The following is a 24111-nucleotide window of genomic DNA, read 5'->3' as shown; positions in this document are numbered from 1 at the left end:
CGTAGCTGTGCATATGATACAGATTTACTTGTTTTCTGCCTGTTCCGCCGCGATCTGCGTCGCATCGATCGGTTGCGTTTCCATAGCCTGATCCTTCACAGCAGTCGTCGATTCCTTCTTCGCATGACGAGCGCCGGCAGATGGCAGACGACGCCCCTGAAACTTCAGGGTCTTGCCATCCTTATCGACGCCGATCCGAACACTGGAATTCTTCGCGATGTGTCCACTCAGGATCTCCTCTGCGAGCTTATCCTCAAGCTCAGTCTGAAGCACCCGGCGCAGCGGACGTGCACCGTACTTCGGATCGTAGCCACGCTCGATGAGGAGGTTCGCTGCATCCGCATCGAGGTGAAGCCGGATATTGAGCTCCTCGAGTGCGTTCTTCACCATATCCCTCATCATGATGTCGAGGATCGCACGGAGGTCCTCCTTCGTGATCGGCTGGAAGACGATGATGTCATCGACACGGTTCAGAAACTCCGGGCGGAAAAGACGATGCACCTCTTCCATCACACGGGATCGGATGATCTGGTAGTTCTTCGCCTTCTCATCCCCACCGGTGTCGAAGCCGAGCCGCTTCGGGCTCACGATCTGCTCGGCGCCGGCGTTTGACGTCATGATGATGATCGTATTCTTAAAGGAAACCTTCCGGCCCTGGGCATCGGTGATGTGACCGTCATCGAGCAACTGGAGAAGCACGTTCAGTACATCCGGATGTGCCTTCTCGATCTCGTCGAAGAGGATGACGGAATATGGGTTCCGGCGCACCTTCTCACTGAGCTGACCACCCTCATCGTAGCCGACATAGCCTGGCGGCGATCCGATCATCTTAGAAACGCTGTACTTCTCCATGTACTCAGACATGTCGACGCGGATGAGATCCGCCTCGGAGCCGAACATCGCCTCGGCCAGTGCCTTACTGAGCTCCGTCTTACCGACACCGGTCGGTCCGAGGAACATGAAGGAGCCGATCGGACGCTTCGGATCCTTGAGACCCACACGTCCGCGACGGATCGCCTTCGCAACGGCAGACACCGCTTCAGTCTGTCCGATGACGCGTTTATGCAGCGTCTCCTCGAGACGCATGAGGCGTTCTGCCTCACCCTCCGTGAGCTTCTCTACCGGGATACGGGTCCACTCGGAGACCACACGCGCGATGTCGGCCTCGGTGACGTGAAGTTTATGCTCCTCCTTCTCCGACTGCCAGCTCTGTAGTGCACGCTCCAGCTTTGCCTTCTCCCGCTGCTGCTTCTTCTTGATCTGGGAAGCCGCTTCGAAATCCTCACGGCGGATACAGTCTTCCTTCTCCGCATCCATCGCGTCGATCTTCGCACGGAGCTTCTTTATGTTCTCCGGTTCGCCGGAGTGAAGGATCCGGATTTTCGACGCTGCCTCATCGATGAGGTCGATGGCCTTATCCGGCAGATAACGGTCATTGATATAGCGGACCGAAAGGGTGACGGCTGCCTTCAGCGCTGCTTCGTCGATCAGCACTTGATGGTGCTCCTCGTACTTCGATACGATGCCCTGCAGGATCGCATAGCTCTCCTCTTCACTCGGTTCATCGATCGTCACCGGCTGGAAACGACGTTCGAGCGCTGCATCCTTTTCGATGTGCCTCCGGTACTCATCGAGGGTCGTCGCACCGATGATCTGGAGCTCACCACGGGCCAGGGCCGGCTTCAGGATATTCGCCGCATCGAGTGCACCCTCAGCACCGCCAGCACCGATGATGGTATGCAGCTCATCGATAAAGAGCAGAACCTGTCCGTTCTTCACGGTTTCGGCGATGACGCGCTTGATGCGCTCCTCAAACTCACCGCGGTACTTCGAGCCCGCGACCATGCTGGAGATATCGAGAGACATGACACGCTTCTGCAGGATGGTATCCGGGACATCACCGGCGACGATACGCTCCGCCAGTCCCTCAACCACGGCGGTCTTGCCGACACCCGGCTCACCGATCAGACATGGATTGTTTTTCGTGCGTCTGGACAGGATCTGGACGACACGCATGATCTCCCGCTCCCGACCGATCACCGGGTCGAGCCTTCCTTCCGCTGCCATCGCTGTGAGATCCCGCGCATACTGATCCAGCGTCGGTGTATCCGATACCGGCTGCTGTGCTGCCTGCGGGCGGCTCTGATCATCGATCACGACATCGTCCCCGATGACCGCCATGATCTGCTGGTACATACGCTGCGCGTTCGCGCCGAGTGTCGCGATGATACGTGAAGCGACGCAGTTTGTATCCTTCAGCATCGCGATCAGGATGTGCTCTGTCCCGACGAGACGGGCCCCGGCGCGCAGCGATTCCTGCATCGCATTCTGCATGAGACGCTTCGCCGATGGCGTATAGCCTGCACGCTCACGGATCGTCACCTTCGTATCCGAAGAGATGAACTTCGCGATCATATCGAGGATCTTCTGATCATCGATGCCATTGGACTGCAGGACCTTCGCGGCCACCGCCGTGCCCTCACGACGAAGACCGAGAAGGATGTGTTCGGTTCCTATGTACTGATGGCCCAGCTCCTCTGCCGCTTCGATCGCGAGCTGCAGCGCACGCTGTGCCTGTATCGTAAACTGATTCATGCTTTACCACCTTTCATGAAGGATATTCTAGTGCATTTCAGGATTTGAATCAATCTTGATTTAAGAAGGAGAGCCTGCAGCTTCAGCTGCAGGCTCTCCTTCTGCTCTTATGATTTAAAGATCCTCGATATCCAGTCCGGGATCCTTCGGCATCTGGAAGGCTCTTGTGTGCTCGAGATCCTCCTTCTCCTCCTCCGGCTCCGTCGGTGCGTGCTGCACGCCACCGAGATCATGGAGTGCGATCGTCGGCTCATCGACGTCGTCGAGGTCCTCGATATCGAGGCCATGCGTGCGCTCGGAAGCATCGCTGCCCGAGATCGCAGCACGGTCTTCCGGCTTCAGGACGCGTGTTGCATCGAGCTCGCTTTCCTCCGTATCACGGTCGTCCGGAAGGTCTGTGCTTCGCTTCGGAAGCTCTCCGAGCTTATGAAGCGGGATCGTCTCCTCCAGTGAGGTAGTCTCAGCTCCGACGGCATCCATACCCTCATCCTCGATGGAGACCGGCTTCACACGGTTCTTTTCAGACGCATTCATGCGTCGAACCGTGCTGCTTCCCTGACCATCATGACGTCTGGTGACGAGTACGATCACAAATACCAGCAGGCCCAGGACAGCCACCGCCAGGATACAGGTCAGGATGAACATATGATTATACTGACGAACCAGTGCGTCATAGCGGGATACCAGCTCAGGGTACTGTTCTGCATCCGCCTTCAGCTGCTGCTCGACCGGATCCTCGAAATAGCGCTGGATGGTCTTCTCCGTCAGGTCATAGCGGTAGAAATTCAGCTCGCCCGCCTCGTTCATGCCATACACGATGCAGTACTGGTGATCGGTATCGAGCTTCCATACCCAGCCCTTCACCTGATGCCCGTCGATGTCGATCGTGCTTTCTGCGAAGCCCTCCGGAATCTCGACATCGGAGCCCGGATTCATGATGGTGATGGTCTTATCCTTTGCGCTGAGCTTTACACCCTCGTTCGTCGTTGCGGTCGTCGTATCACCGACATTCGGTCCACCCTCCTGCTTCGTAACGTCCAGTGTATAAACCGCCTGGCTCGTACCATCGGCGGCCGTCACTGTGATCGTCACGGTATTCTCGCCCATGCTTAACTGCTCATTGCCACTCACCTGAACGGAGGCGGTGCTGTCTGCGGCGATCGCATTGATTGCCAGGGTATCAACCTCTGTACCGACGATCAGTGAATAGCTGGTCGTATCGGCTGAAAATGCCGGGCTCAGGGTGCCTGGTGAAACCACGAGCGACGACAGCTGTGTATTCGTCGATGCGGCGGCTGCCGAGCTGATCGTCACGGTGGACGAGCCCTGGTGCTCGAGCTCTGCGAAGCTCTCATCGGCATCGTAGATGTTGTAATTCTGAATCGTCAGGGTAGCGGTGCCGGCAGACAGGGTATGGAACTTCAGATTATACTCGAGGGTTCCGGTGCCGCTGCCATTGGTGCCGCCATTGATACGTACGGTGCCGGCGCCTCCCGATGCGTCTGTACCACTGACAAACTCAAGCAGATTCGCATCATAGGCGAGGGTCACGTCGGCACGGGCCAGCGTCGTCTCGCCACTCGACACCTTCATCGTGACATTGACATCCGACCCGACCGTGACGCTCGGGTCCGAGAAGGTGATGGCCGCGCTCGACGCAAGTGCCTGCATCGATAAAAGCAGTGTGAAAAGAACGGTTGTTATGAAATATGAAAAACGTTTCATGCGTACCTCTATCTTAAGTGGATTATCATCGTAGATCATGCCGCCTTCACAGCGGCGGACGGAACATATGGCGAAGCCGGGCAGCATCCTCCGCTGCCCAGCTGTTTACCACATGCTTTTATTTTACATCGGGCCGTTTGTTCCCGCAACCACATCCGTCACGACGGTTCCGGTCGGGCTCACGCCGACCGCCGGTGTCTGTGCACCCGTTACGGTCGTCGTCATCCCCGGCATCGACGTACCCGTCTGGAGGCTGACATCGCTGCTGCCGGTCATGCCCATCTGCAGCGTATTTCCAAGCTGTCCGCCTGCGGACTGGCTGATCGTGATCTGATAGTTCCGCTGATCCCCGTTCTGTGCGGTCACGGTGATCGTCACGACCTTCGTCGGCGTATCCAGCAGGATCTGTCCGGCACCGCTGATCTGTGCAGCGCTGTGATAAGCCACGGCAGAGACATTGACCATCTGTACGGACGGATCGACGACGAGCGTATAGGATGTCGTATCGAGGTTGAAGCTCGGGGTCAGGGTGAAGCCATCGACCGCGAGATACTGCAGCTTGTTGTTCGGGTTGCCATCCTTCGTCGGCATCGGACACGGAGTCTCCGGCATGCCGTTATAAACCGGGATGTTGAAAACGAGGATCCCGGCACGCATCGTGTCGGTGTAGGCCTTCCCGAGGTTCTTGCCCTCCTCAGCGGCTCCGGCGGTGTTCGTCATGTACTGATGCTTGAACATATTGGAGCCCTGGACGTTGAAGCGCTTGAGATACAGCGTATTCTGTCCGGCCGAGAGGTAGTTCTGTGCATAGAAGAGCGCACCACCCACGATGGCCTTCTCCGGTGTATTCCATGGACGGTTATAGCTGCCGGACTGCGCAGCATACCAGAGGCCACGCTCGACCGCGGTCATACCGTTCGCCGCATAGGCACCGACATTGAAATAATTATAGTAGCCGGTCGCTCCGGAGATCGAGCCGGATGTACCCTTACTGCCCTGCTCCTGGAGGATCATCGCTGCGAGCATGTACGGGCTCACCTTCGACTGCTCCGCTGCCTCCATGAGGATGTCGGCATACGAAACGGTCACGGTGCCGCCCATCATGTTCGTTGCGTTCGTCGTCCCCATCGCGGCGTTCCCCATGCCCGGACCGCTGGTGCCTGGCATCACGCTCGTCGACATCGAATCCGTGCCCTCGAGCACATTCGTGGCGGTAATGGCTGTTGTCCCGGCTGGCGCCTGTGTATCGCTGGAGGCATTGGCCGCGCTCTTGGCTCCCGGTCCTTCATAGCCGAGCAGGGACTCTCCGCTGCCCGTCTGTGTCGTTGTGCCACTGCCGGCGTCCGTCACCGTCTGACCACCCACCGCGTTCGTGGACGCACTCAGTCCCTGTGCTGCGACCGCCGCCGCATAGAGCGGACTCGAAGCATCGATCGCGACCTGCCCACTGAGGAAGGTACCCTGCAGCATGGATCGGAGTCCATCGATCGTCTGAAGCTCTGCATTGTAATCATGCACCGCGAACTGGAAGACATAGCTGTCATCCAGGAAATTACGTGGATCCATAAAATAGGCGACGATTTCCCGCGATGCGCCGACCCAGGTCGCGCCATCGAAGCCAGGCCAGGTCGAGCTCGTCCAGTCAAACTTCCCGGCGTCGGTCGACTTCCAGGAGGATTTCGATCCGGTTTCGACCAGACTCGAGGTACCCTGCAGCTCGGAAGCGACGGCGGTATTCCAGTCGAGACCGGTCTGTACGGCATTGAAGATCCAGGTCGGATGCTGTGCATGCAGCGTCCGAAGTCCAGCCTTGTAGCTTTCCGGGAAGCCCTGCTGTGCGAGGTACGCCTCGAAATTTGCATCCGTGGTATAGGCCACGCTCTGCGTAGACACGAGATCCGAACGAACGTAACCGGTCACTCCGCCGGCTGAAATCTGATACCAGACCTTGCCATCACTGCCCGTCGTCTGATTCAGAATCGAGACCGTTGTGTTGTTTCCGAGGGAGGTCAGCAGCTGGCTCGAGGTACTGGCGGACGAACGGACATTGACGTTCGTCCCGCGGATGACCGCCGCCTGTGCCGCATAGGCAGAAGGAAGTGCATTCAGCGCAGTACCGGCCGGTGTCAGCAGAAGGCAGAGCGAAAGCAGTGCCGTACCGACGCTGTGCTGAAGGGATTTCGTTTTATGTTTTTTCATGAATATATGCTCCATTACTATAGATTACGTAAAAAGAAGTGCTAGGCGGATGTTCTTCTGTCCGCACGTAGGCATCACTTCCAGGCTTTTCGATCCAGTCTCGTACTTCGAGGCGTTCGAAAAACGGACGAAAACGCCCAAAATCACCTCTACAGTATATCGATTTCTGCAGCATGCTTCAATCGCAAAACGAATTATTAATATAAGCGATCAGTTTTTGTAAAGAATTTGTCAGGAAATCCGGACCCCTACGCCAGAATGATAGACAAAAGAAGCCCCGGACCTTTCGGTCCGGGGCTTCGATATGGAAAGGATAAATCAGTTCAGATCAAACTGGATACGCCTTGTTCTCCTTGTCACCAGCGGTTGCGGCGAAGCCGGTCTGCTGTGCGTCACGGTAAGCAAAGAAATCCTTCGCTACAGCCGGGAACAGAGCATAATCAAGTACGTCCTCCGGTGTCGGGTTCTTCACGAGCTTCTTGGTCTCCTCGGTGAACTGAGCCATCTGCGGAGCGATATGATCTGCAGGACGGTCGGTCATCTGGGTCTCACCTGGCTTCAGAACCTTCTTCATCATCTCCGGATCCATCGGCTTTACGGTACGGCCGAACTCACCGGCAACGAGCTTATGAGACTCCTTCGGAACCATCTTATAGCGCTCGCCGGTCAGGACGTTCATCACCGCCTGTGTACCCACGATCTGAGAAGACGGGGTTACGAGAGGTGGCTCACCGAAGTCCTTACGAACTCTCGGAACTTCCTCGAGAACGGCGTTCAGCTTATCGATCTGGCCAGCCTTGTCAAGCTGAGAGATGAGGTTACTGAGCATACCGCCCGGAACCTGATAACGAAGGGTGTTGACATTAACGCCAAGCACCTTCGTGGACATAAGCCCAGACTTCAGGCACTCCTCACGATACGGCTCGAAGTACTTGGAAACCTCGATGAGCTTGTTTACATCGATACCAGTATCGTATTCTGTACCCTCAAACGCCTTTACCATAACGTCGGTAGAAGGCTGAGAAGTACCAAGAGCGAACGGAGTGGAAGCGGTATCGATGATATCTGCACCCGCCTCTACGCACTTGAGGTAGGTCATGGAAGCCATACCGGAGGTGTAATGGGTGTGGATCTCGATCGGAAGGGATGTTCCCTTCTTGAGTGCCTTCACGAGGTCATAGCCTGCCTGCGGAAGCAGAAGGCCTGCCATATCCTTGATACAGAGGGAATCTGCGCCGAGAGACTCAACATCACGTGCGAGGTTCTCCCAGTACTCGAGGGTATACGCATCACCCAGTGTATAGCAGAGTGCGATCTGCGCGTGACCGCCCTCCTTCTTGGTTGCCTTTACAGCCGTCTCGAGGTTACGAATATCGTTTAAGCAGTCGAAGATACGGATGATATCGATACCGTTTGCGATGGAACGCTCTACGAAGTTCTCTACGACATCATCTGCATAGTGATTGTAGCCGAGGATGTTCTGACCTCTGAAGAGCATCTGAAGCTTCGTGTTCTTGAAGTGCTTACGAAGCATACGAAGTCTCTCCCATGGATCCTCCTTCAGGAAACGAAGGCAGGAATCGAAGGTCGCACCGCCCCAGCACTCTACGGCGTTGTAACCGATCTGATCCATGGTGTCCAGAATCGGCTCCATCTCGGAGCTCGGCATACGGGTTGCAATTAATGACTGATGTGCATCACGCAGCACAGTCTCAGTGATTTTTACTTTAGCCATTTTATCTCCTCTTTCATTACTTCACGCCGTAAACAGCCATGAAGGTACCGGCTGCTACAGCAGTACCGATAACACCTGCTACGTTCGGGCCCATGGCCTGCATAAGCAGGAAGTTTGTAGGATCCGCCTCAGAAGCCACCTTCTGGGATACACGCGCTGCCATCGGGACGGCAGATACACCGGCAGAACCGATGAGCGGGTTGATCTTATGACCGGAAACGACATACATGATCTTACCGAGCACAACACCGGCAGCGGTACCGAATGCGAAGGCAATCAGTCCGAGTGCAACGATCTTCAGGGTATCCAGGTTCAGGAAGGCCTCCGCAGAAGTTGCACCGCCGACAGACGTACCGAGCATGATAACGACGATATACATCATCGCGTTCGATGCGGTCTCTGTAAGCTGCTTTACGACACCGGACTCCTTGAACAGGTTACCGAGCATCAGCATACCTACGAGCGGAGCCGTGGTCGGAAGAAGGATACATACGATGGTCGTAACGATGATCGGGAAGAGAATACGCTCGAGCTTCGATACCGGACGAAGCTGTGGCATTCTGGTCTTTCTCTCCTCCTCGGTGGTCAGCGCCTTCATGATCGGCGGCTGAATGATCGGAACGAGGGACATATAGGAATATGCCGCTACGGCGATCGGTCCGAGCAGAGAGGTCTGTCCGAGCTTGTTGCACAGGAAGATGGAGGTAGGTCCATCGGCTCCACCGATGATGGAGATGGCTGCCGCAGCGGCTCCGTTGAAGCCCATGAAAATCGCCATGAAATAAGCGGCATAAATACCAAACTGAGCAGCAGCACCGAGCAGGAAGGTGATCGGGTTTGCAATCAGCGGGGAGAAGTCGGTCTGTGCGCCTACACCCATGAAGATCAGGGACGGAAGAATCGTCCACTCATCCAGATGGAAGAAGTACCAAAGCAGTCCGCCTGTTCCATTGATCGAATCCTCCGGGCTCAGCATGATGTCCGGATAGATATTGACGAGCAGCATACCGAAGGCGATCGGAACCAGAAGAAGTGGCTCGAAGCCCTTAGCGATGGCAAGATACAGGAAGACGAATGCGACGATGATCATCAGCACATTTCCCCATGTCATGCTTACGAATGCTGTCTGCTGGAGCAGGTTTGTTAAGGTTTCTAATATATTCATATGTTTTTATAACCTCCAGTACAGCAAAATCAAATCAACACTTGACACGATCTGATCAAAGATCAGTTCAGAGTTGCAAGGGTTGCACCTGACTCTACTGAATCACCAACAGAAACGTTGATGGAAGCTACGGTGCCATCCTGAGGTGCTACGATATCGTTCTCCATCTTCATCGCCTCAAGAACGAGGATCACATCACCGCTCTTTACAGCATCGCCAACGTTCTTCTTAACTGCGAGGATCTTACCTGGCATCGGGGACTCTACCTTTACGGATCCCTGTGCGCCTGCAGGTGCTGCGGCTGGAGCCGGAGCGGCTGCTGGTGCTGCTGGAGCAGCTGCCTTCGGTGCAGATGCTACGCTGCCACCCTCTTCTACGGTTACGTCATAAGCGACGCCATTTACGGTAATAGTATATTTCTTCATCTTAATACCTCTCGAATTCTAAAGGGCTATCGCCCATCTCAGTTTAATGTTGCAAGTGTTGCGCCGGACTCTACGGAATCACCGACGGAAACATTGATCGATGCTACGGTACCATCCTGTGGAGCCACGATCTCGTTCTCCATCTTCATCGCCTCAAGGATGAGGATGACGTCACCGCTCTTCACCGTGTCGCCGACACTCTTCTTTACTGCGAGGATCTTACCTGGCATCGGGGACTCCACCTTTACGGATCCCTGTGCGCCTGCAGGTGCTGCGGCCGGAGCCGGAGCGGCAGCTGCGACTGGTGCAGCCGCTGGAGCCACGGAAGTGACAACCGGTGCGGAAGCTACGGCTTCGGAAGCGGCTGGTGCGAAGCTGCGTGAACGAAGCGGACGTACGAAGAGACCATTCTGAAGTGTCGGTCCTGGTACGAAGCCGTTCTCATTCTGCGCGCCGGCGGTATCTGCCTCATAAGCGGCGATCGCTGCGGCGATAACCGCCTGCATCACATCGTCCTGCTTTGCAGCCGGAGCTGGAGCTGCGGCCTTCGGTGCCGGTGCGGCAGCCTTTGGTGCCTCTGCCGGTGCCTTCTTGCCCTTCATCTTCTTCTCAAATACACTGATGTACTTGAACATGGAGATCACCCAGGCGATGAAAATGAGAACTACGAAGACGGTACCCATACCTACCGCAAGGTTCGCGCCTGCATCCTCCATCTGCTCAGCGAGTGAGTAGTACGGCTCGAAGGTCATCTCCGTCGTCTTACCGGTCAGCTCATTGAGACCGAGGGTAAGCTTCAGGGTTCTCTTCTCAAAAGTTGAATTAATTACGATGGAATAGCCATCTTCTGTCTTGGATGCAACTGCATCGTCTACACTGACGAAAGCACCGAGACGATCCTTATCATTCAGATAATTGGTAAGGCCGTTATAGGTGATTTCATCCTTTGTCTTGTATGCGGACTTGATCTGAGACTCGATCTCAGCATCGCTCAGAGCATAGATGCTCTGCTCCGCATACTGCTTTGCCTGCTCCTCAAGTGCGGACTTTATGGATGGCTCGATCGGCTCAACCGTGTCCTTCGATGAGTTTCCGCAAGCTGCCAGTGTAAGAACGGAAAGTGCAAGAGCAAAACAGAGAGCAGCTTTTCTAAACCACTGTTTCATTCTGTCTCCTCTCATTAAACGGTGCCACTCTTCTTGTCAGGTCTGTATACACTCTTATAGCCGAGCATCTGAAGAGCAGCTGCGATTCTCTGTCTGGTCTCCTCCGGAGCGATGATCTCATCGACATAACCACGCTTTGCAGCAGCGAGTGCCGTATTCTCAGAGGCGAACTTCTTCTCTGCCTCTGCATCGCCGTCAGCGACTACCTTTGCAGCCTGTGCAGCGTCCATAACACCGATCTTTGAGCTGTTAAATGCATAAACCACGTCCGCGCCGAGTGCCTTTGCACCGAAGCTGAGGCCCGCTGTACCGAGTGCGTTCTTTACAACGGTGATCATCGGAACATCTGCATTTGCATATGCATATGCAAGCTTGGCAGCAGAGGTCGGCATATGGCTCTCTGTGCACTCTGTATTCTTATAGGAAGTCACGTCAACGACCGTGATGACCGGAAGGTCATAAGCATTGGCGAAAGTAACCAGCTTGGCTGCCTTCTCTGCGCCCTTCCATGTAAGTGCCTTCTCCTTGTTTGCAACGATCGCAACGGTCTCGCCACCGATCTGTGCAAAGCCGGTTACGACATCATGGGAATAGCCCTTCTTGGTCTCGATAAATACACCGTTATCTGCGAGCTGCTGTACAGCCTCGTCTGCAGACAGGGTATCGAAGCCGGTTACGGCACGGTTCAGATCATCGGTGCACTCGTCGAGTACGCCGCCGTCCTCACAGTTGCCCGGAAGTACGGAAACGACCTTACGGATCTGAGCGAATACCTCATCCTCTGTGCCATCGAAGTCTACGAGACCATACTCCTCGCGCTTTGCAGCCTGTGCGATCGCGTCGTCCTTGTTACCAAGAACGGCATCCGGAGCATTGACATATGCCTTTGCGCCCTCTGCCATCAGTACGTAATCGGAAAGACCAGCGAGAATCGTAAGTCCGCCACCACAGTTTCCGAAGATGGCTGTGATCTGTGGGATCTGACCACTGGCGAGCGTCTGCTTCTTGTAGATACGGCCGAGACCGAAAAGTGCGTCGTTTGCCTCCTCGAGACGTACGCCGGTGCAATCGAGAAGAGCGATGACCGGAGCCTGATTCTTCATGGCCATAGAATAGATGCTGGCGATCTTTCTCGCATGCATCTCACCGATCGAACCACCCAGAACTGCAGCGTCCTGTGCATATACATACACGAGGTTGCCGTCGATGGTTCCATAACCGGTAACAACACCGTCAGATGGTGCCTTCTTCTCAGCCATGTTAAAGTCTGTTGATCTTGCTTCTACAAGACGGCCAACTTCAACGAAGCTGAATTCATCGAGCAGTGACTGAATTCTCGTCAGAGCGGATGATGTTGACTGATTATCCATTTTTTATCCTCCATTTCGTATCTAAACAAGGGGAAAAATCCCCGGTTTATGACGTTTATATTGTATATGAAGCACATTTATAATTCAACCCGAAATGGGTGCTTTTTTCAAACTTCGTGAAAGTAATATCAGGTATAATGCTGACATTATAAGCCCGAGAATATAGGGTTTATAAGGATTTCCTTATACAATTATGGCTTTTCGCAAAACACAGGCACATATTTTTGACGTTTTGAAATGGAATTTATTTTCATTTTCAGCGGCTTTTACCGTTCTATTTTTTATCCTGAATCCCAGGCAGAAAGGAAGCAGCAAGATGCCGCTTCCTTTCTGCCCGCTGTGTCTTTTTATACGAAGCGCAGTCCCTTCGGGAAATGATTCTTCACCTGTCCGTTCACCAGCTTCCCGAGTCCGAGGGCAACGCCGTCTGCACAGACGATGCACCAGCCCTTTCCGTCGACGCCCTCCGGTGCCGTGATCTGCAGTCCGCGAAGATACTGGTCGATGCGCGGATCGGTCGCCGGATAGCTGCAACGTTCGAGATCAAACTGCCGAAGCCCGGCGACATCCGCCGGATTAAGCACATGGCTCAGCGCATGCGCCGGCTCTGTTCGGTTTTTCAGACTCATTTCCGACTGGATGCCGGCACGGAGACAGCGCAGGCCACGAAGCTCCGGCAGCATCGATGGTACGAGGTACCCCTGATCCTTCACCTGCTGCCTTCGGTAGTCCTTCTCCTCGAATGCTCGATCCGGTCCCGAAATGCACGTACCATACGTCTTCTCCAGTGCGGCCAGCGGATCGCTGCCGGACTTACGGAAGATCGCCATATAGTGTCCCTCCCCAGGCTCACGGTGCGGCCACACACGCTTCTCGTAGAGAAGGCTCAACTCCGGGAAGGAGCTGAGGAGGTAATCCCGTATATCCTCATCCTCTTCCTTTTCGAAGGTACAGGTACTGTAGGCGAGGATACCGCCCGGTGCCAGCATGCGATATGCATTAGCCGTGATCTCCCGCTGACGCTCAGCACACATGTGGACATTCTCCGGTGACCACTCTGTGATCGCCGTATCATCCTTTCGGAACATACCTTCTCCGGAGCACGGCGCATCCACGAGCACCCTCGTGAAAAACTCAGGAAAATGATCTGCAATTTTCCCTGTATCCTCGTTCAGTACGACCGCATTGCGTATACCCATACGTTCGATGTTTGAGCTCAGTGTCCGGGCGCGCAGGGCGACGTATTCGTTGGAAATCAGGAAGCCACCGGCATCACCCGACAGCAGATCCGCAGCCTGGGTTGATTTTCCGCCAGGGCTCGCACAGAGGTCAATCACCCGGTCGAAGGGACGGATCTGCATATGCTGTACGACCTGCATCGCCTCCGGTCCCTGGATATAGTAGAGTCCGGCCTCATGATAGGGATGCTTTCCCGGACGGATACCGATGGACTCGAGATAATGGTCGTCGAGATAGAAGGACGCATACATCGTCTGTCCACGGAAGGAGATACTGCTGCTCTCCGGCATGGGCTCGAGATGCCAGTCCGCGACGAGCTTCGCGTAGCGGATCGCCTCCGGATTCCCGCTCTCCTCGAGCTCCATCAGCTTATGAAGATTGAGCCTCAGCCCGCGGACGGCCGGCTTTTCGAAGCTCTCGAGAAATGCGTCATATTCCCCTTCGGAAAGAAGGGCTTTCATGCGGGTACAGAACTCCGCCGGTAATTGCTTCATATTCACCTCTCACTCATGATTCGTTCCTGTGATCACAGCCTGTTGCAACGCTCGTATTTTATCAGATAACGGCATCCTGTGTATATAAAAAAGAACGATTCACCCTTCGATGAATCGTTCTCTATGATCGAAATGCTGAATTACAGGTTTACTCTGTACTCCGGCTTACCCTCACCATCGACGGTGAAGTATGCAGCCTGATCGTTTACATTGATGTAGATATGTACATCCTTGACATCCTTCTTGATCTTCTCAGCCGCCTTCTGTGCGTCTGCAACGATCTTTGCAGGATCGAAATCTCTGCCATCGATCTGTAATGTAACAGCTGTCTTCACTTCTGCCTTCGCCGGAGCGGTCTTCTCTGCCGGCTTCTTCTCTTCTGTCTTCTTTGCTGGAGCTGTCTTCTTCACTGGAGCGGTCTTCTTCGGAGCGGCTTCCTTCTTCGGAGCCTCTTCCTTAACTGCTTCCTTTGCAGGAGCGGCCTTCTTCTCAGCAGCCTTCGCAGTCTCTGCTACAGCCTTCTTGATCTCAGTGAAAGACTCCTTCAGAGCTGCGTCCTTCTTTGCTTCTGTAGCCTTTGTCTTCTTCTCCATTTGATTATCTCCTTCTAAAATAACTATAAAAAAATATTTAATTTTTAAGAATTATATTTCGTACCATCTGATTTGTCAATGTATTCGCCGGGAAGCGTGTATGAATCCCGCGATCTGCCTGTAAAACTTCTCTCACGTTTTCCATGAATAAATCACTGCACACGGATACCCGGAGATGCGTTTACAGGAAGGAGATCAGGTCCCGATAGAGTGCCTGGATCGAGGCCGTCATCTTCTTAAAGGCGCCATAGCGGTAAAAGCACATCACGAGCATACCGACCGGAACCGCGAAAATCAGCCCGACGAAGCCATAGAAGCGGTAACCGAGGTACATGAACAGAATCGTCAGGAACGGGGAGAGCCCCATCGTATCACCCATGATCTTCGGCTGCATGAACTGGCGCACGATCTGGGTCGCGACATAGATCACGACGAGCCAGAGCGCCTGCACCAGATTCCCGCTGAAGAGGTCGAGCACGATCCATGGCCACAAGATGAAGCCGACCCCAAGCATCGGCAGGAAGTCCAGAAAAGCGGTCAATGCAGCAAGCGGAAGTGCATAGCGCACACGCAGCAGGAGGAAGCCGATCGCCAGCACGAGGAAGACGACAAACATGATCTTAAACTGTGCCAGCAGCCAGCCCTGGATGATCCTCCGTATATCTGCCTTCAGCAGCTCATAGTAACGGAACAGCTCCTTCGGAATCCACGCCTTCACCCGCTCGACATAGTGTTCGCCATCCTTACAGAAGCAGTACGCAGAAAAAATCGTTACGACCGAATATACAAGGACATTCGGAATCGAGCGAACCGCACCGATGGAGACATTGGCGATCGGCGCAGAGATATTCGTTACGAAGCCGAGCAGCGATTCCTCGATGCTGCTGTTCAGCTTATTGAGATCCAGTATAACCGCAGCGCCATCCGCTCCCGTCCCCGGCAGATTCAGCGACAGGTGCTGCAGCAGACTCTGGTGCGAAAGCAGAAACTCCCTGAGAAGCTGTGCGAGGTCCCGCACCATATCCGGCAGATCCTTTGCGAAGCCGACGCAGAAACGGACAGCTACGCTGAGGACGAGATACAGGATCGCGCCGATCAGTACGAGCATGAAGATGATGATGACAACCGACGCATGCTGCCGTTCCATCAGCTTCGTTTTCGTATTCAGAAAACGAATCAGCGGATTGGCGATCCATGCGATGACGGCCCCGATGATAAACGGGATAAAAAAGATGATCAGCTTCGGAACGAAGATGACGACCGCCGCAATCATCAGGATCGGTACCAGGATATTTAAGATCAGCTGCGTATAACGCTTCATTCTCTTCTCCTTTTTCGCACAGTACATGCATACGCGAGGTACAGCAGGAAACTGATGCCCAGATAAAACCAGGTGGCCGGGTTACTGAACCAGGTGGTAAAAAACGAAACCAGATAATAGAAAGCGAGCTGTGCATACAGAAGCACGGAGAACGGGTTCTGATCCTTTCGACAGGTACGTGCGACCCGCCCTGAAACGAGGCCGAGCACGAGTGCGAACACAGCGATCCCGCTGAGACCGAAGTCATACCATGCGTCATAGAGCATCGTGACGGTCGTGAGCTCTTCCTTCGTCACGAAGAGCGGAAAGCCCTGCGCCAGTGACGGGAAGAAGAACTTGATCCCGCTCAGCGTCACAAACGGATAGAGCATGCGGAGTCCATGCGCGTGGACCGTCAGCTCACGGGTCATGACATTAAAATTATCATAGTTGTTTGCGATGTACATGTACGGCTGGGTGATAAAGATCGGGGTCGACGGATCCTTCATCTCGAAGATGCCGTTCAGGTACTCGACGGAATGCGCACGCTCGATCGTGATGAAGACATAGGCAGCGATCATCAGCGCGAGGAGCAGCAGAAGCTGCCACAGCTTATAACGGCGGCCTGAAAGCAAGGCCACGAAAACAGCCAGAATCACCGAAATCATAAACTGAAAACGGGACACCATCAGGATCGTCAGGATGATCGGAAGCAGCAGTCCGAGGAGTGTCAGCACATCCGGGCGAAGTCCGTGTTTCCGCCGCGCACCGAGATACAGCATCGAGACCGCCGGAGTAAGCACAGCCAGCGTCGTAAAGTAGTGCACACCCTTTACATGGAAGTAGCTGTAGGCATGTGGCGTATCGACCGTAAAGAGCGGTACGAAGCCGAGCCGCCGCGCCTCAAAAAGAAACGCCGCCCAGGAAATACCGAGCAGACCGAGGATCGCATACCGAAAGAAACGAAGATCCGGTCCTGCGCTCTCTCCTGTCGCCAAGCGACCGGGCACCCCACCTACATCCCGGACATCTATAGAAGCTGTGGACGCCAGCGGATCCGGTACCACGCTGCAGGATGCACTACGATCCGCATCGTCTCCAGATCGGGCGGATCGGATGGCTCCTGCATGATCGGCGTGCTGTGCCGAAAGATCAAAAATCAGATAAAAAAGATAGAACGAAAGCCAGGTTTCCAGCGTCCAGTCGGTGCTCAGCCGGCTCAGCTGAAAACGGGCGATGCCTTCCCCGCCGAGGAGACCGAGGGCGAGCAGGCCCCGAAGATTCAGCAGATACGCCGTTCTCCGGTACTCTGAAAGATATAAAAAAGCAGCAGCGAAGATCAGGCACAGACCGGAAGGGGCGGAAAGACCCGCCTCTCCCAGCACGAAGCTCATGACATACGCTGCTGTATAGATACCAAGTTTAAACCATTCTGTTTTCATGAAATTTATGCATTCTCCGATCAGTGTCCGGACTGGCTGAGCAGTGTTTCTTCATGTGTACTGCCCGACTCATGCGAAGCGCCCGTCACCTCCGGCTCGGTATCTCCGTCCTGGGCACTGCTCTCCGGCAGCTTCGCTTCTGCCGCCGTAGTCTCACTGGTATGCGCACTCTGTGATCCGGAGATGAGTGCCGTCGTCGCAGCGGTCTCGTCGCTGTCGGTCGACGTCTCCTCTGTCTCCGGTATCTTTTCGATGCGGACCGTCACATTGACCTCGGCGTCCTGATCCTCCGCCAGCATAACACCGGCCGGGAGATAGTCTGCCAGATTAAAGGTGATGGTCTTCGTTCCGCTGGCACCGCTGATATCGATCTTCGGAAGCTCGAACACCGTCATGCCATCAATGATGTAGGTCGACGCCGCCAGATTCACGGTCGCTGGTGAAACCGCGGTCGACTCATACTGATACCCCGCGGCCGGTGTGCCTCTGACACTGGATAGAAGGTTGATGGACTTCTCCTTATACAGGGTCACGGCATAGTGGATCGAGCTCGTCGACGCACTGACGTTCTTCAGGTCAAAGAGCTGATTTCCATTTGCATCATAGTATACGAGCTCAGCAACCCCATCCTCGTTCTGTGCGATGCCTTCTACATTCACATCGATTCCGACACTGGACACGCGGCCGATTTCAGATTGCGGACCACTCAGATAGACATGTTCCGGACTGACGATCACATTCGCGACCTTGTAGCCGCTCTTCGGTGTACCATGCACGGTATTTTTGATTTCAAATTTCTTTTCCTGGATATCCTCGATGATGACCCGGGTGACCGTCGGACGGACCGTCACATCTCCGATCAGCTCGTCCTTGTCATTCAGTACATCCACATAGATCGGGACGGCTCCGGTGATGCTGTAATCCTTCAGATCCACGTAGGCATGAAAATCCGACGCACTGATGAGGGAGCGGCTGTTCGTGCGGACACTGTAGCTGATGGTCACACTCGTGCGATCGATTTCCCAGGATTTATTCTGCGCCGCAAAGGTCGACTGATTCTCGACCTCGAGCGGCACCGTTTTCGTATCCGTGACCTCCGGATGCGAGACATTGACCACCAGCAGCCAGAGGAGCAGCGCGATCAGGAGACTCAGCACCTTGAGCGGCAGATTTTCCGTAAAGAAATGTTTTATCATGCTTTGCCTTCCTTTCGTGTATTACGGAAGATACGGAAGCGTGTATTCTTATCCATCTCCTTCTGCTCTCTCGTCGGAAGCATCGAGCGCAGAGCTTCAGCATCCTGTGCACGGCAGAGCTTCCCGTTTGCAGCGACTGACACACGACCGGTCTCCTCCGAGACCACGATCGTAACGGCATCACTCGTCTCAGACATGCCGAGCGCAGCACGATGACGTGTACCGAAGTCCTTCGAGATATCGGTATCGGACAGCGGCAGATAGCAGGTCGCGGCCGTAACCTTATCACCGACGATCGTGACAGCACCGTCATGCAGCGGTGTGTTCTTCTCGAAGATGTTGATCAGCAGTGCCGACGACACGATACCGTTGATACGGATACCGGTCTCTTCGATTTCCTTCAGTGGCTGATTCTGCTGGATCACGATGAGTGCTCCGGTCTTCTTCTTCGCCATCTCGAAGGTCGCACGGATGATTTCGTTGATCGTCGTCACACTGGCGTCATCGATCCCGTCATCCGGAATCAGATTGGCGATGAAGTTCCGGCTGCCGAGCTGTTCCAGCGCTTTTCGGAGCTCCGGCTGGAAGATGACGACGGTCGCGATGATGGCCACCGTTGAGATCCGTTCGATCAGCCACATGATGGTCGTGAGATGAAGGATCGCCGCTGCAGTGATGAAGGCGGCGATGACCAGCAGACCCTTGAGCAGCTCCCAGGCTCTCGTATTTTTGATCCAGAGAAGGATCTCATATACGAGCACCGCGAGGATGATGATCTCGAGGATGTTGGTATAGCCGATCGGTGGCAGGAGGCTCACCCAGCTTTTCATTTTTTCAATCATTCCTGTCATTCGATTTATGCCTCATTTCCTGATTTCAGCTTCGGAATCGCCTTTACAAAATAGAAATAGTCATCATCTTCGAAACGTAAGCGCTCCGTCCCCTTATAGTCTGCACCATGGAAGGCCAGTGCATACAGAAGGGCGAGGATGCCGGAAAGTATCACGCCGATCAGTGCCGTGCTGAAAGAGAAGGTGGCTCCGAGCCGCGCGGATCCGATGGCAGAAACCACCAGGATCGAGAGGAGTCCGACGATGACCGCGACTCCCCAGTTATACGAAAACACCATCTGATGAAGGATAAACACCAGCACGATGCAGATGGCGAAGGCCATGATGGACACGATCATCGTGCGGTTCTGAAAGTAGCCCTGAAAGATGCTGGCATACTGGCTCGCCATCTCCATCGGATCCTTCGTCGATACACTGAGCTTAGATGCATTCTCCGAGATATACTCGATAAAATAATACATCATCACACCGATGGATACCGGTACGATGGACATCAGTCCGAGGCTGAGCCCTGCGATGACCGGGAGTACATAGGGTACATGCAGATAAAACAGCAGGGGAACCAGGACGATCAGAATCGCATTTCCTGCACGGAAGGCCGACTGTGCGAGCGCCATCAGCAGGAGGATGAAGGCCGCCAGAAGGGCGAGCTCCATCGACGTGCCATAGGCATTGCCCAGAACGAAAACCGCCGACATGACCGTCACGGCCGTCCACGGAAGGAACGAGCACAGCGCAGCAGCGGCGATCGCGATCAGCAGACTGCCGAACATGCTGTCGGAGCCTATGCGAATCCGGATCATGAAAAAGCACAGGAACGCGGTCAGCGCCTTCAGTACAGGTGTGAGCCAGTATTCATTTTTGATGTAAAACTTCTGTAATTCATCCTTCATATCGACCAGCTGTGTCATCTTTATCTTCCTTCGTGATGTTTTCTGAAATCCATGAGCTGTATGCCATCCATAGAGGCTCTGCCCGTGTCACTATGCGGCTTCGGATCGACCGGATCGTCCAGCCAGTCACCATCGTCGCCTGTGGTTACTGTATCGTTTCCGTCGTCCAGCCAGCCGTCTTCCGGTTCAACCGGATCATCCAGCCAGCCGTTCTCTGGCTCGATCGGATCATCGAGCCACGCCTCTTCCTGCCGGTCCGTGTCCTGCACCGCACTCTTTCGCTTCACAGGCAGTGCTTCTACCTGTTTTGGAGCCGCGCTCGCGTTGCCCCTTCTGTCCGGCGCTGTCTTCGAACGCTTCGTCTGCCGCAGAGGCGCATCCTCCATGACGCGGATCTTCCCGCCCTTCTCCTTATAAAACTCGGAGCCGGCGCTCTCGATGTCAAGTTTCGTATCCGGTGCCTCCTCGAGCTGCAGAAGCTTGTCGAGCTTCGCCATATAATAGAGACTCTTCCGGTGAAGATCATCGTAGGCCCGTGCATAGCGCACATAGGAAAAGGCCATCATCCCGACGAAGCCGAGCACATAAATGAAAAGAAGGACCCGGACCGCTGCCACGATAAACGGGATGTTCAGATGCATCAGAAGCTCTTCGATATTGATCAGCATCAGCAGCATAGACACCAGAATAAAGCACAGTGTATAGTGCACGAGTGCCATGAACATCCTCCGGGAGAGATAGTCTCCCTTGAAATATCTGCTTACATCCCGTATCGCCTTCCCCTCTTTCCTGTCATAAATCGAAAGCTGGGTCATCAGGCGGATCTTCTCAACATTCAGCATGGATCAGTACCCTCTTGCCTGTCTCGCGCGCTCGGCATAATTTGAATCCGGGTGTGCGCCGATGATTTTATCAAACAGTGTATTTGCTTCCTCCGTTCGTCCCATACTCTGGTAGAGACGTCCGAGGAGATACATATTTTCCGGTTCCTCGCGGATCGCCAGGCTCAGATTATACAGCTCGGCTGCCTGATCCTGGTTTCCGCTGTTCCAGGCGTTGGTCGCCTGGTCGGCGAGCTCCTGATAGATCGAGCCCTCCATCTCCACCTTGATGCTCTGAAGCTGCTGCAGCATCGTCGCATCACTGATCTGCGTCTGATCGAGGTCCGTATAGAGCTTCGCCGCCTGAAGGACATCGCCATTTGCAAGCGCTGTCCGGATCTCGTTCAGTGCCTGGTACTGCCCCATGAAGGAGGCATTGGCATTCTCAAACTGTGAAACCTGCTGAGCTGCCTCGGCGTACTGCGACTCCAGCGTATCATATGAGTCCTTCAGCTCTGCATATTCACGGTTCGAGGCATCGAGTTTCTCGGTATAGGAAATCAGCTCACGGTTGTTCTCCGCATTGAGCGCCTTCGTCTTCGCCGGCATGATCAGCAGATAAAATGCGAAGAGTGCCAGGATGACGCCGACGAAGATGTAGCCGACAACCATCCACGGTGACACCTGCTTCACCTCCTGGGGAATCAGCACATCATCATCCGTCATCTTGCGGTGGGAAAATACATTCTTCAGGCGGCTCTGCTCGACCTCCTTCCGGCCGGTGTTATGCTTGACCTCATCCATCAGCACGAGGGCCTTCGGGTTGTTGCGATCGATTTTCAGCACGAGGTAGAGGCTGCGTCCCGCCTTCACCCAGTCCTCTCTCTTCATATATAAAAGAGCGAGCAGGATGTGTGCCTTGATATAGTTCGGACTGTCCTCGATGACCTGATTAAGCTGCATGATGGCGAGGTCCTCGTTGTTGTTCTGCGCGTAGTCCAGCGCCTGATTGTAGCGCTTGACATTGTCCGAACAGATTCGGAGGATCGCCGGCTTGCGCTGGACCTCATCGAGATAATGATCCGCGATGTTATCCTGTGGGAGCAGGTTCATACTGATGACCCACTGCACGAGCGCATCCGCGGTCTCACCACACTCGAAAAAGATCAGCCCCAGCAGATTTCGCGCATCCTTCTGATACTTATCGAAGGTCAGCGACTTCTTCAGCAGCTCGGCGGCGCCACTCAGATCGCGCAGACGTGCACGCTCGAGTCCCAGATTATAGTAGCAGTTTGCGATCTGCTCCAGCATTACGTCATACTTCATTTAACGCTCTCATCCTTTTTATGCTTGATGGCCTCCTCGATGAGACTGGTCATGATGTCGTTCATATCGGTGAGATCCACCTTCGCGATCGCATCCTCGATCTGATCGACATCGAGACTCGGCTTAAAACGTTTGATTTCTTCTTCGTAACTGATCATACTATTCTTTCTACAGCTGTTCGGGGACCTGTGGTACCGCGTCAACGCCCGTGATTCCCGGATGGCAGACATCGGTTAGACCGTCTCCCGGCTTACATTTCCTTGTTTCAGTGAGCTGAAATCTGCGCATAGCTTGACACTGTGGGACGCAGTCGATAGAATCGGCATTGTGCCTTTTATGGCGTCGGACAATGCAGGCGACCAGAACTGCCAGCACGCCGCGGGAGACCTCGTTATCTTCCAGATGACGTGTGCGCGCACTTTCAAATCATCTGTTTAGTCTATCACATTCCATAGGGGCATTCAAGAAAACTGAATTACGATATTATTAGGAAATTGAGGTCAAAAATGGAAGCACTTGTAAGCTTTGTCACTACTCACCTGACGGGACTCCTCTCGAAGGACGCCATCGTCTTCATCATTTCCTTGATGCCGATCCTGGAGCTCCGTGGCGGACTCCTCGCATCCTCGCTGCTGGGCGTGCCGTATCTGCGTGCACTGATCCTCTGCATCGTTGGAAATCTCCTGCCGATCCCGCTGATCCTTCTCTTCATCGAGAAGATCGTACTGGCCTGTGAGCATTTCGGACCGACACAGGGGATCGCGCGAAGGCTCCGTGAGAAGGTCGAGAAGAACCAGGCATCGATTCAGAAGTATGATTTCTGGGGCCTCGTGCTCTTCGTCGGCATCCCGCTCCCGGGCACCGGCGCATGGACCGGCTCCCTCGTCGCAGGCCTCCTGCACATGCCGCGGAAGAAGTCCTTCCTCGCCATCATCGTCGGCGTACTGCTCGCCTCCGCCATCATGTCGATCGTCTCCTACGGCGTGCTCGGCGCGTTCCTCCACTGAATTCAAATGTGGTGGCCCGGCAGTGGACTCCGTGACCGATCCCACCGCAAAGTCCAATCAAAAAAAGTGAAAATTAGTTGTTGACGAACCCATCTCACCATGCTATTATATACGAGTTCGCGGAAGTGGCGGAACGGCAGACGCGCACGGTTCAGGTCCGTGTGAGGTTACACTCTTGAGGGTTCAAATCCCTTCTTCCGCATCAAAGAATCGATTCATAAGAATCGGTTCTTTTTTTATGCGTTTTTCCGAGTTAGATATTTGATTTTTCATCGGGAAACGGAAATCGGCCAGTGCCCATGAGGACCGGCAACAGAAGCCATACGTAGAGGACGTGTAAAATAAAGCCAGGTCCCCTTAGCGGCACTTGGTGCTATCTCTCCTTGGAACCCTCTGCAACGCTGAGTTTTCCTCAAGAAAACTCAGTGATTGCAGAGAGCCTAGTGCCGCTTAGGGTCCCTGGCTTAGAGTTTACCGGCCTCGGAGTACTGTGCTTCTGTTGCCGGCCCTCCTGGGTGCTGGCCGGACTGTCATCGAAATGCGTGTTCGGCCACAGAGTCCATCGCCGG

19 protein-coding genes, 1 tRNA gene and 1 pseudogene are annotated in these 24111 nt (G+C 54.4%); 2 read left to right on the top strand and 19 right to left on the bottom strand.

Annotated features, from left to right (window positions below):
* Nucleotides 1-24 precede the first annotated feature (24 nt).
* The 19 genes and pseudogenes from ACTQ52_RS04480 to ACTQ52_RS04390 all read right to left on the bottom strand — a co-directional run bounded on the left by ACTQ52_RS04480 (nucleotide 25) and on the right by ACTQ52_RS04390 (nucleotide 22693).
* Complete coding sequence (locus ACTQ52_RS04480) at nucleotides 25-2595, bottom strand: ATP-dependent Clp protease ATP-binding subunit (protein WP_441226271.1); 2571 nt, start codon at nucleotides 2593-2595, stop codon at nucleotides 25-27.
* A gap of 114 nt (nucleotides 2596-2709) precedes the next feature.
* Nucleotides 2710-4320 carry a cadherin-like beta sandwich domain-containing protein gene (locus ACTQ52_RS04475; protein WP_441981909.1) on the bottom strand — a complete coding sequence of 537 codons (1611 nt, stop codon included), beginning with the start codon at nucleotides 4318-4320 and terminating at the stop codon, nucleotides 2710-2712.
* A 123-nt stretch (nucleotides 4321-4443) separates the two neighbouring features.
* Entirely contained in the window at nucleotides 4444-6519 is a 2076-nt protein-coding gene (locus ACTQ52_RS04470) for an SH3 domain-containing protein (RefSeq protein WP_441981908.1), read from the bottom strand.
* 328 nt (nucleotides 6520-6847) lie between these two features.
* Nucleotides 6848-8254: a pyruvate carboxylase subunit B gene (locus tag ACTQ52_RS04465; protein WP_410043005.1), complete on the bottom strand. Its 1407-nt coding sequence runs from the start codon at nucleotides 8252-8254 to the stop codon at nucleotides 6848-6850.
* A gap of 16 nt (nucleotides 8255-8270) precedes the next feature.
* The gene (locus ACTQ52_RS04460; protein WP_410043006.1) at nucleotides 8271-9419 is read right to left on the bottom strand and encodes a sodium ion-translocating decarboxylase subunit beta; all 1149 of its coding nucleotides are present in this window, start codon (nucleotides 9417-9419) and stop codon (nucleotides 8271-8273) included.
* 62 nt (nucleotides 9420-9481) lie between these two features.
* On the bottom strand, nucleotides 9482-9844 hold the full coding sequence (locus tag ACTQ52_RS04455) for a biotin/lipoyl-containing protein (protein ID WP_441981907.1): 363 nt from the start codon (nucleotides 9842-9844) through the stop codon (nucleotides 9482-9484).
* A gap of 38 nt (nucleotides 9845-9882) precedes the next feature.
* On the bottom strand, nucleotides 9883-10326 hold the full coding sequence (locus ACTQ52_RS04450; protein WP_441981936.1) for a biotin/lipoyl-containing protein: 444 nt from the start codon (nucleotides 10324-10326) through the stop codon (nucleotides 9883-9885).
* A pseudogene (locus tag ACTQ52_RS04445) lies at nucleotides 10318-10560 on the bottom strand (OadG family protein); the annotation flags it as partial. The gene ACTQ52_RS04450 and the pseudogene ACTQ52_RS04445, both read right to left, overlap by 9 nt.
* A gap of 464 nt (nucleotides 10561-11024) precedes the next feature.
* Entirely contained in the window at nucleotides 11025-12380 is a 1356-nt protein-coding gene (locus ACTQ52_RS04440) for a carboxyl transferase domain-containing protein (RefSeq protein ID WP_410043008.1), read from the bottom strand.
* 347 nt (nucleotides 12381-12727) lie between these two features.
* Entirely contained in the window at nucleotides 12728-14113 is a 1386-nt protein-coding gene (locus ACTQ52_RS04435; protein ID WP_441981906.1) for an RsmF rRNA methyltransferase first C-terminal domain-containing protein, read from the bottom strand.
* A gap of 140 nt (nucleotides 14114-14253) precedes the next feature.
* Nucleotides 14254-14706, bottom strand: coding sequence for a DUF6465 family protein (locus tag ACTQ52_RS04430; RefSeq protein ID WP_410043010.1), 453 nt, complete (start codon nucleotides 14704-14706; stop codon nucleotides 14254-14256).
* 181 nt (nucleotides 14707-14887) lie between these two features.
* Nucleotides 14888-16027 carry a sporulation integral membrane protein YtvI gene (gene ytvI / locus ACTQ52_RS04425; protein ID WP_441981905.1) on the bottom strand — a complete coding sequence of 380 codons (1140 nt, stop codon included), beginning with the start codon at nucleotides 16025-16027 and terminating at the stop codon, nucleotides 14888-14890.
* A complete protein-coding gene (locus tag ACTQ52_RS04420; RefSeq protein ID WP_441981904.1) occupies nucleotides 16024-17448 on the bottom strand; it encodes an O-antigen polymerase in 1425 nt (474 codons plus the stop codon). The genes ytvI and ACTQ52_RS04420 overlap by 4 nt, the downstream gene beginning before the upstream one ends.
* Nucleotides 17449-17468: 20 nt before the next feature.
* The gene (locus ACTQ52_RS04415) at nucleotides 17469-18644 is read right to left on the bottom strand and encodes a CdaR family protein (protein ID WP_441226278.1); all 1176 of its coding nucleotides are present in this window, start codon (nucleotides 18642-18644) and stop codon (nucleotides 17469-17471) included.
* Nucleotides 18641-19495, bottom strand: a complete 855-nt coding sequence (cdaA, locus tag ACTQ52_RS04410) for a diadenylate cyclase CdaA (RefSeq protein WP_441226279.1) — start codon at nucleotides 19493-19495, stop codon at nucleotides 18641-18643. Before cdaA ends, ACTQ52_RS04415 begins: the two co-directional genes overlap by 4 nt.
* A 5-nt stretch (nucleotides 19496-19500) precedes the next feature.
* Complete coding sequence (locus tag ACTQ52_RS04405; RefSeq protein ID WP_441226280.1) at nucleotides 19501-20406, bottom strand: hypothetical protein; 906 nt, start codon at nucleotides 20404-20406, stop codon at nucleotides 19501-19503.
* 2 nt (nucleotides 20407-20408) lie between these two features.
* Nucleotides 20409-21230 (bottom strand): hypothetical protein, encoded by an 822-nt coding sequence (locus ACTQ52_RS04400; protein ID WP_441981903.1) that lies wholly within the window; start codon nucleotides 21228-21230, stop codon nucleotides 20409-20411.
* Between the two features lie 3 nt (nucleotides 21231-21233).
* Complete coding sequence (locus ACTQ52_RS04395) at nucleotides 21234-22535, bottom strand: tetratricopeptide repeat protein (RefSeq protein ID WP_441981902.1); 1302 nt, start codon at nucleotides 22533-22535, stop codon at nucleotides 21234-21236.
* Nucleotides 22532-22693 (bottom strand): hypothetical protein, encoded by a 162-nt coding sequence (locus ACTQ52_RS04390; RefSeq protein ID WP_410043018.1) that lies wholly within the window; start codon nucleotides 22691-22693, stop codon nucleotides 22532-22534. Before ACTQ52_RS04390 ends, ACTQ52_RS04395 begins: the two co-directional genes overlap by 4 nt.
* A gap of 348 nt (nucleotides 22694-23041) precedes the next feature.
* On the opposite strand from ACTQ52_RS04390, the gene ACTQ52_RS04385 reads away from it, so the two are divergent.
* Together ACTQ52_RS04385 and ACTQ52_RS04380 are read left to right on the top strand one after the other, a co-directional pair.
* Complete coding sequence (locus ACTQ52_RS04385; RefSeq protein ID WP_441981901.1) at nucleotides 23042-23542, top strand: COG2426 family protein; 501 nt, start codon at nucleotides 23042-23044, stop codon at nucleotides 23540-23542.
* 119 nt (nucleotides 23543-23661) lie between these two features.
* Nucleotides 23662-23744, top strand: a tRNA-Leu gene (locus tag ACTQ52_RS04380).
* Nucleotides 23745-24111: the final 367 nt, after the last annotated feature.

Origin of the sequence: Oribacterium sp. Sow4_G1_1 (assembly GCF_052116105.1) — a bacterium.
Lineage (GTDB): Bacteria > Bacillota > Clostridia > Lachnospirales > Lachnospiraceae > Oribacterium.
Note: the sequence above shows the minus strand (reverse complement) of the source record. Positions and strands in the feature narration are given on the sequence as shown.

What these genes read in the sequence shown, in the direction of transcription:
- ACTQ52_RS04480 (WP_441226271.1), bottom strand. Translation starts at nt 2,595, where the DNA reads ATGAATCAGTTTACGATACAGGCACAGCGTGCGCTGCAGCTCGCGATC.
- ACTQ52_RS04475 (WP_441981909.1), bottom strand. Translation starts at nt 4,320, where the DNA reads ATGAAACGTTTTTCATATTTCATAACAACCGTTCTTTTCACACTGCTT.
- ACTQ52_RS04470 (WP_441981908.1), bottom strand. Translation starts at nt 6,519, where the DNA reads ATGAAAAAACATAAAACGAAATCCCTTCAGCACAGCGTCGGTACGGCA.
- ACTQ52_RS04465 (WP_410043005.1), bottom strand. Translation starts at nt 8,254, where the DNA reads ATGGCTAAAGTAAAAATCACTGAGACTGTGCTGCGTGATGCACATCAG.
- ACTQ52_RS04460 (WP_410043006.1), bottom strand. Translation starts at nt 9,419, where the DNA reads ATGAATATATTAGAAACCTTAACAAACCTGCTCCAGCAGACAGCATTC.
- ACTQ52_RS04455 (WP_441981907.1), bottom strand. Translation starts at nt 9,844, where the DNA reads ATGAAGAAATATACTATTACCGTAAATGGCGTCGCTTATGACGTAACC.
- ACTQ52_RS04440 (WP_410043008.1), bottom strand. Translation starts at nt 12,380, where the DNA reads ATGGATAATCAGTCAACATCATCCGCTCTGACGAGAATTCAGTCACTG.
- ACTQ52_RS04435 (WP_441981906.1), bottom strand. Translation starts at nt 14,113, where the DNA reads ATGAAGCAATTACCGGCGGAGTTCTGTACCCGCATGAAAGCCCTTCTT.
- ACTQ52_RS04430 (WP_410043010.1), bottom strand. Translation starts at nt 14,706, where the DNA reads ATGGAGAAGAAGACAAAGGCTACAGAAGCAAAGAAGGACGCAGCTCTG.
- ytvI (WP_441981905.1), bottom strand. Translation starts at nt 16,027, where the DNA reads ATGAAGCGTTATACGCAGCTGATCTTAAATATCCTGGTACCGATCCTG.
- ACTQ52_RS04420 (WP_441981904.1), bottom strand. Translation starts at nt 17,448, where the DNA reads ATGAAAACAGAATGGTTTAAACTTGGTATCTATACAGCAGCGTATGTC.
- ACTQ52_RS04415 (WP_441226278.1), bottom strand. Translation starts at nt 18,644, where the DNA reads ATGATAAAACATTTCTTTACGGAAAATCTGCCGCTCAAGGTGCTGAGT.
- cdaA (WP_441226279.1), bottom strand. Translation starts at nt 19,495, where the DNA reads ATGACAGGAATGATTGAAAAAATGAAAAGCTGGGTGAGCCTCCTGCCA.
- ACTQ52_RS04405 (WP_441226280.1), bottom strand. Translation starts at nt 20,406, where the DNA reads ATGACACAGCTGGTCGATATGAAGGATGAATTACAGAAGTTTTACATC.
- ACTQ52_RS04400 (WP_441981903.1), bottom strand. Translation starts at nt 21,230, where the DNA reads ATGCTGAATGTTGAGAAGATCCGCCTGATGACCCAGCTTTCGATTTAT.
- ACTQ52_RS04395 (WP_441981902.1), bottom strand. Translation starts at nt 22,535, where the DNA reads ATGAAGTATGACGTAATGCTGGAGCAGATCGCAAACTGCTACTATAAT.
- ACTQ52_RS04390 (WP_410043018.1), bottom strand. Translation starts at nt 22,693, where the DNA reads ATGATCAGTTACGAAGAAGAAATCAAACGTTTTAAGCCGAGTCTCGAT.
- ACTQ52_RS04385 (WP_441981901.1), top strand. Translation starts at nt 23,042, where the DNA reads ATGGAAGCACTTGTAAGCTTTGTCACTACTCACCTGACGGGACTCCTC.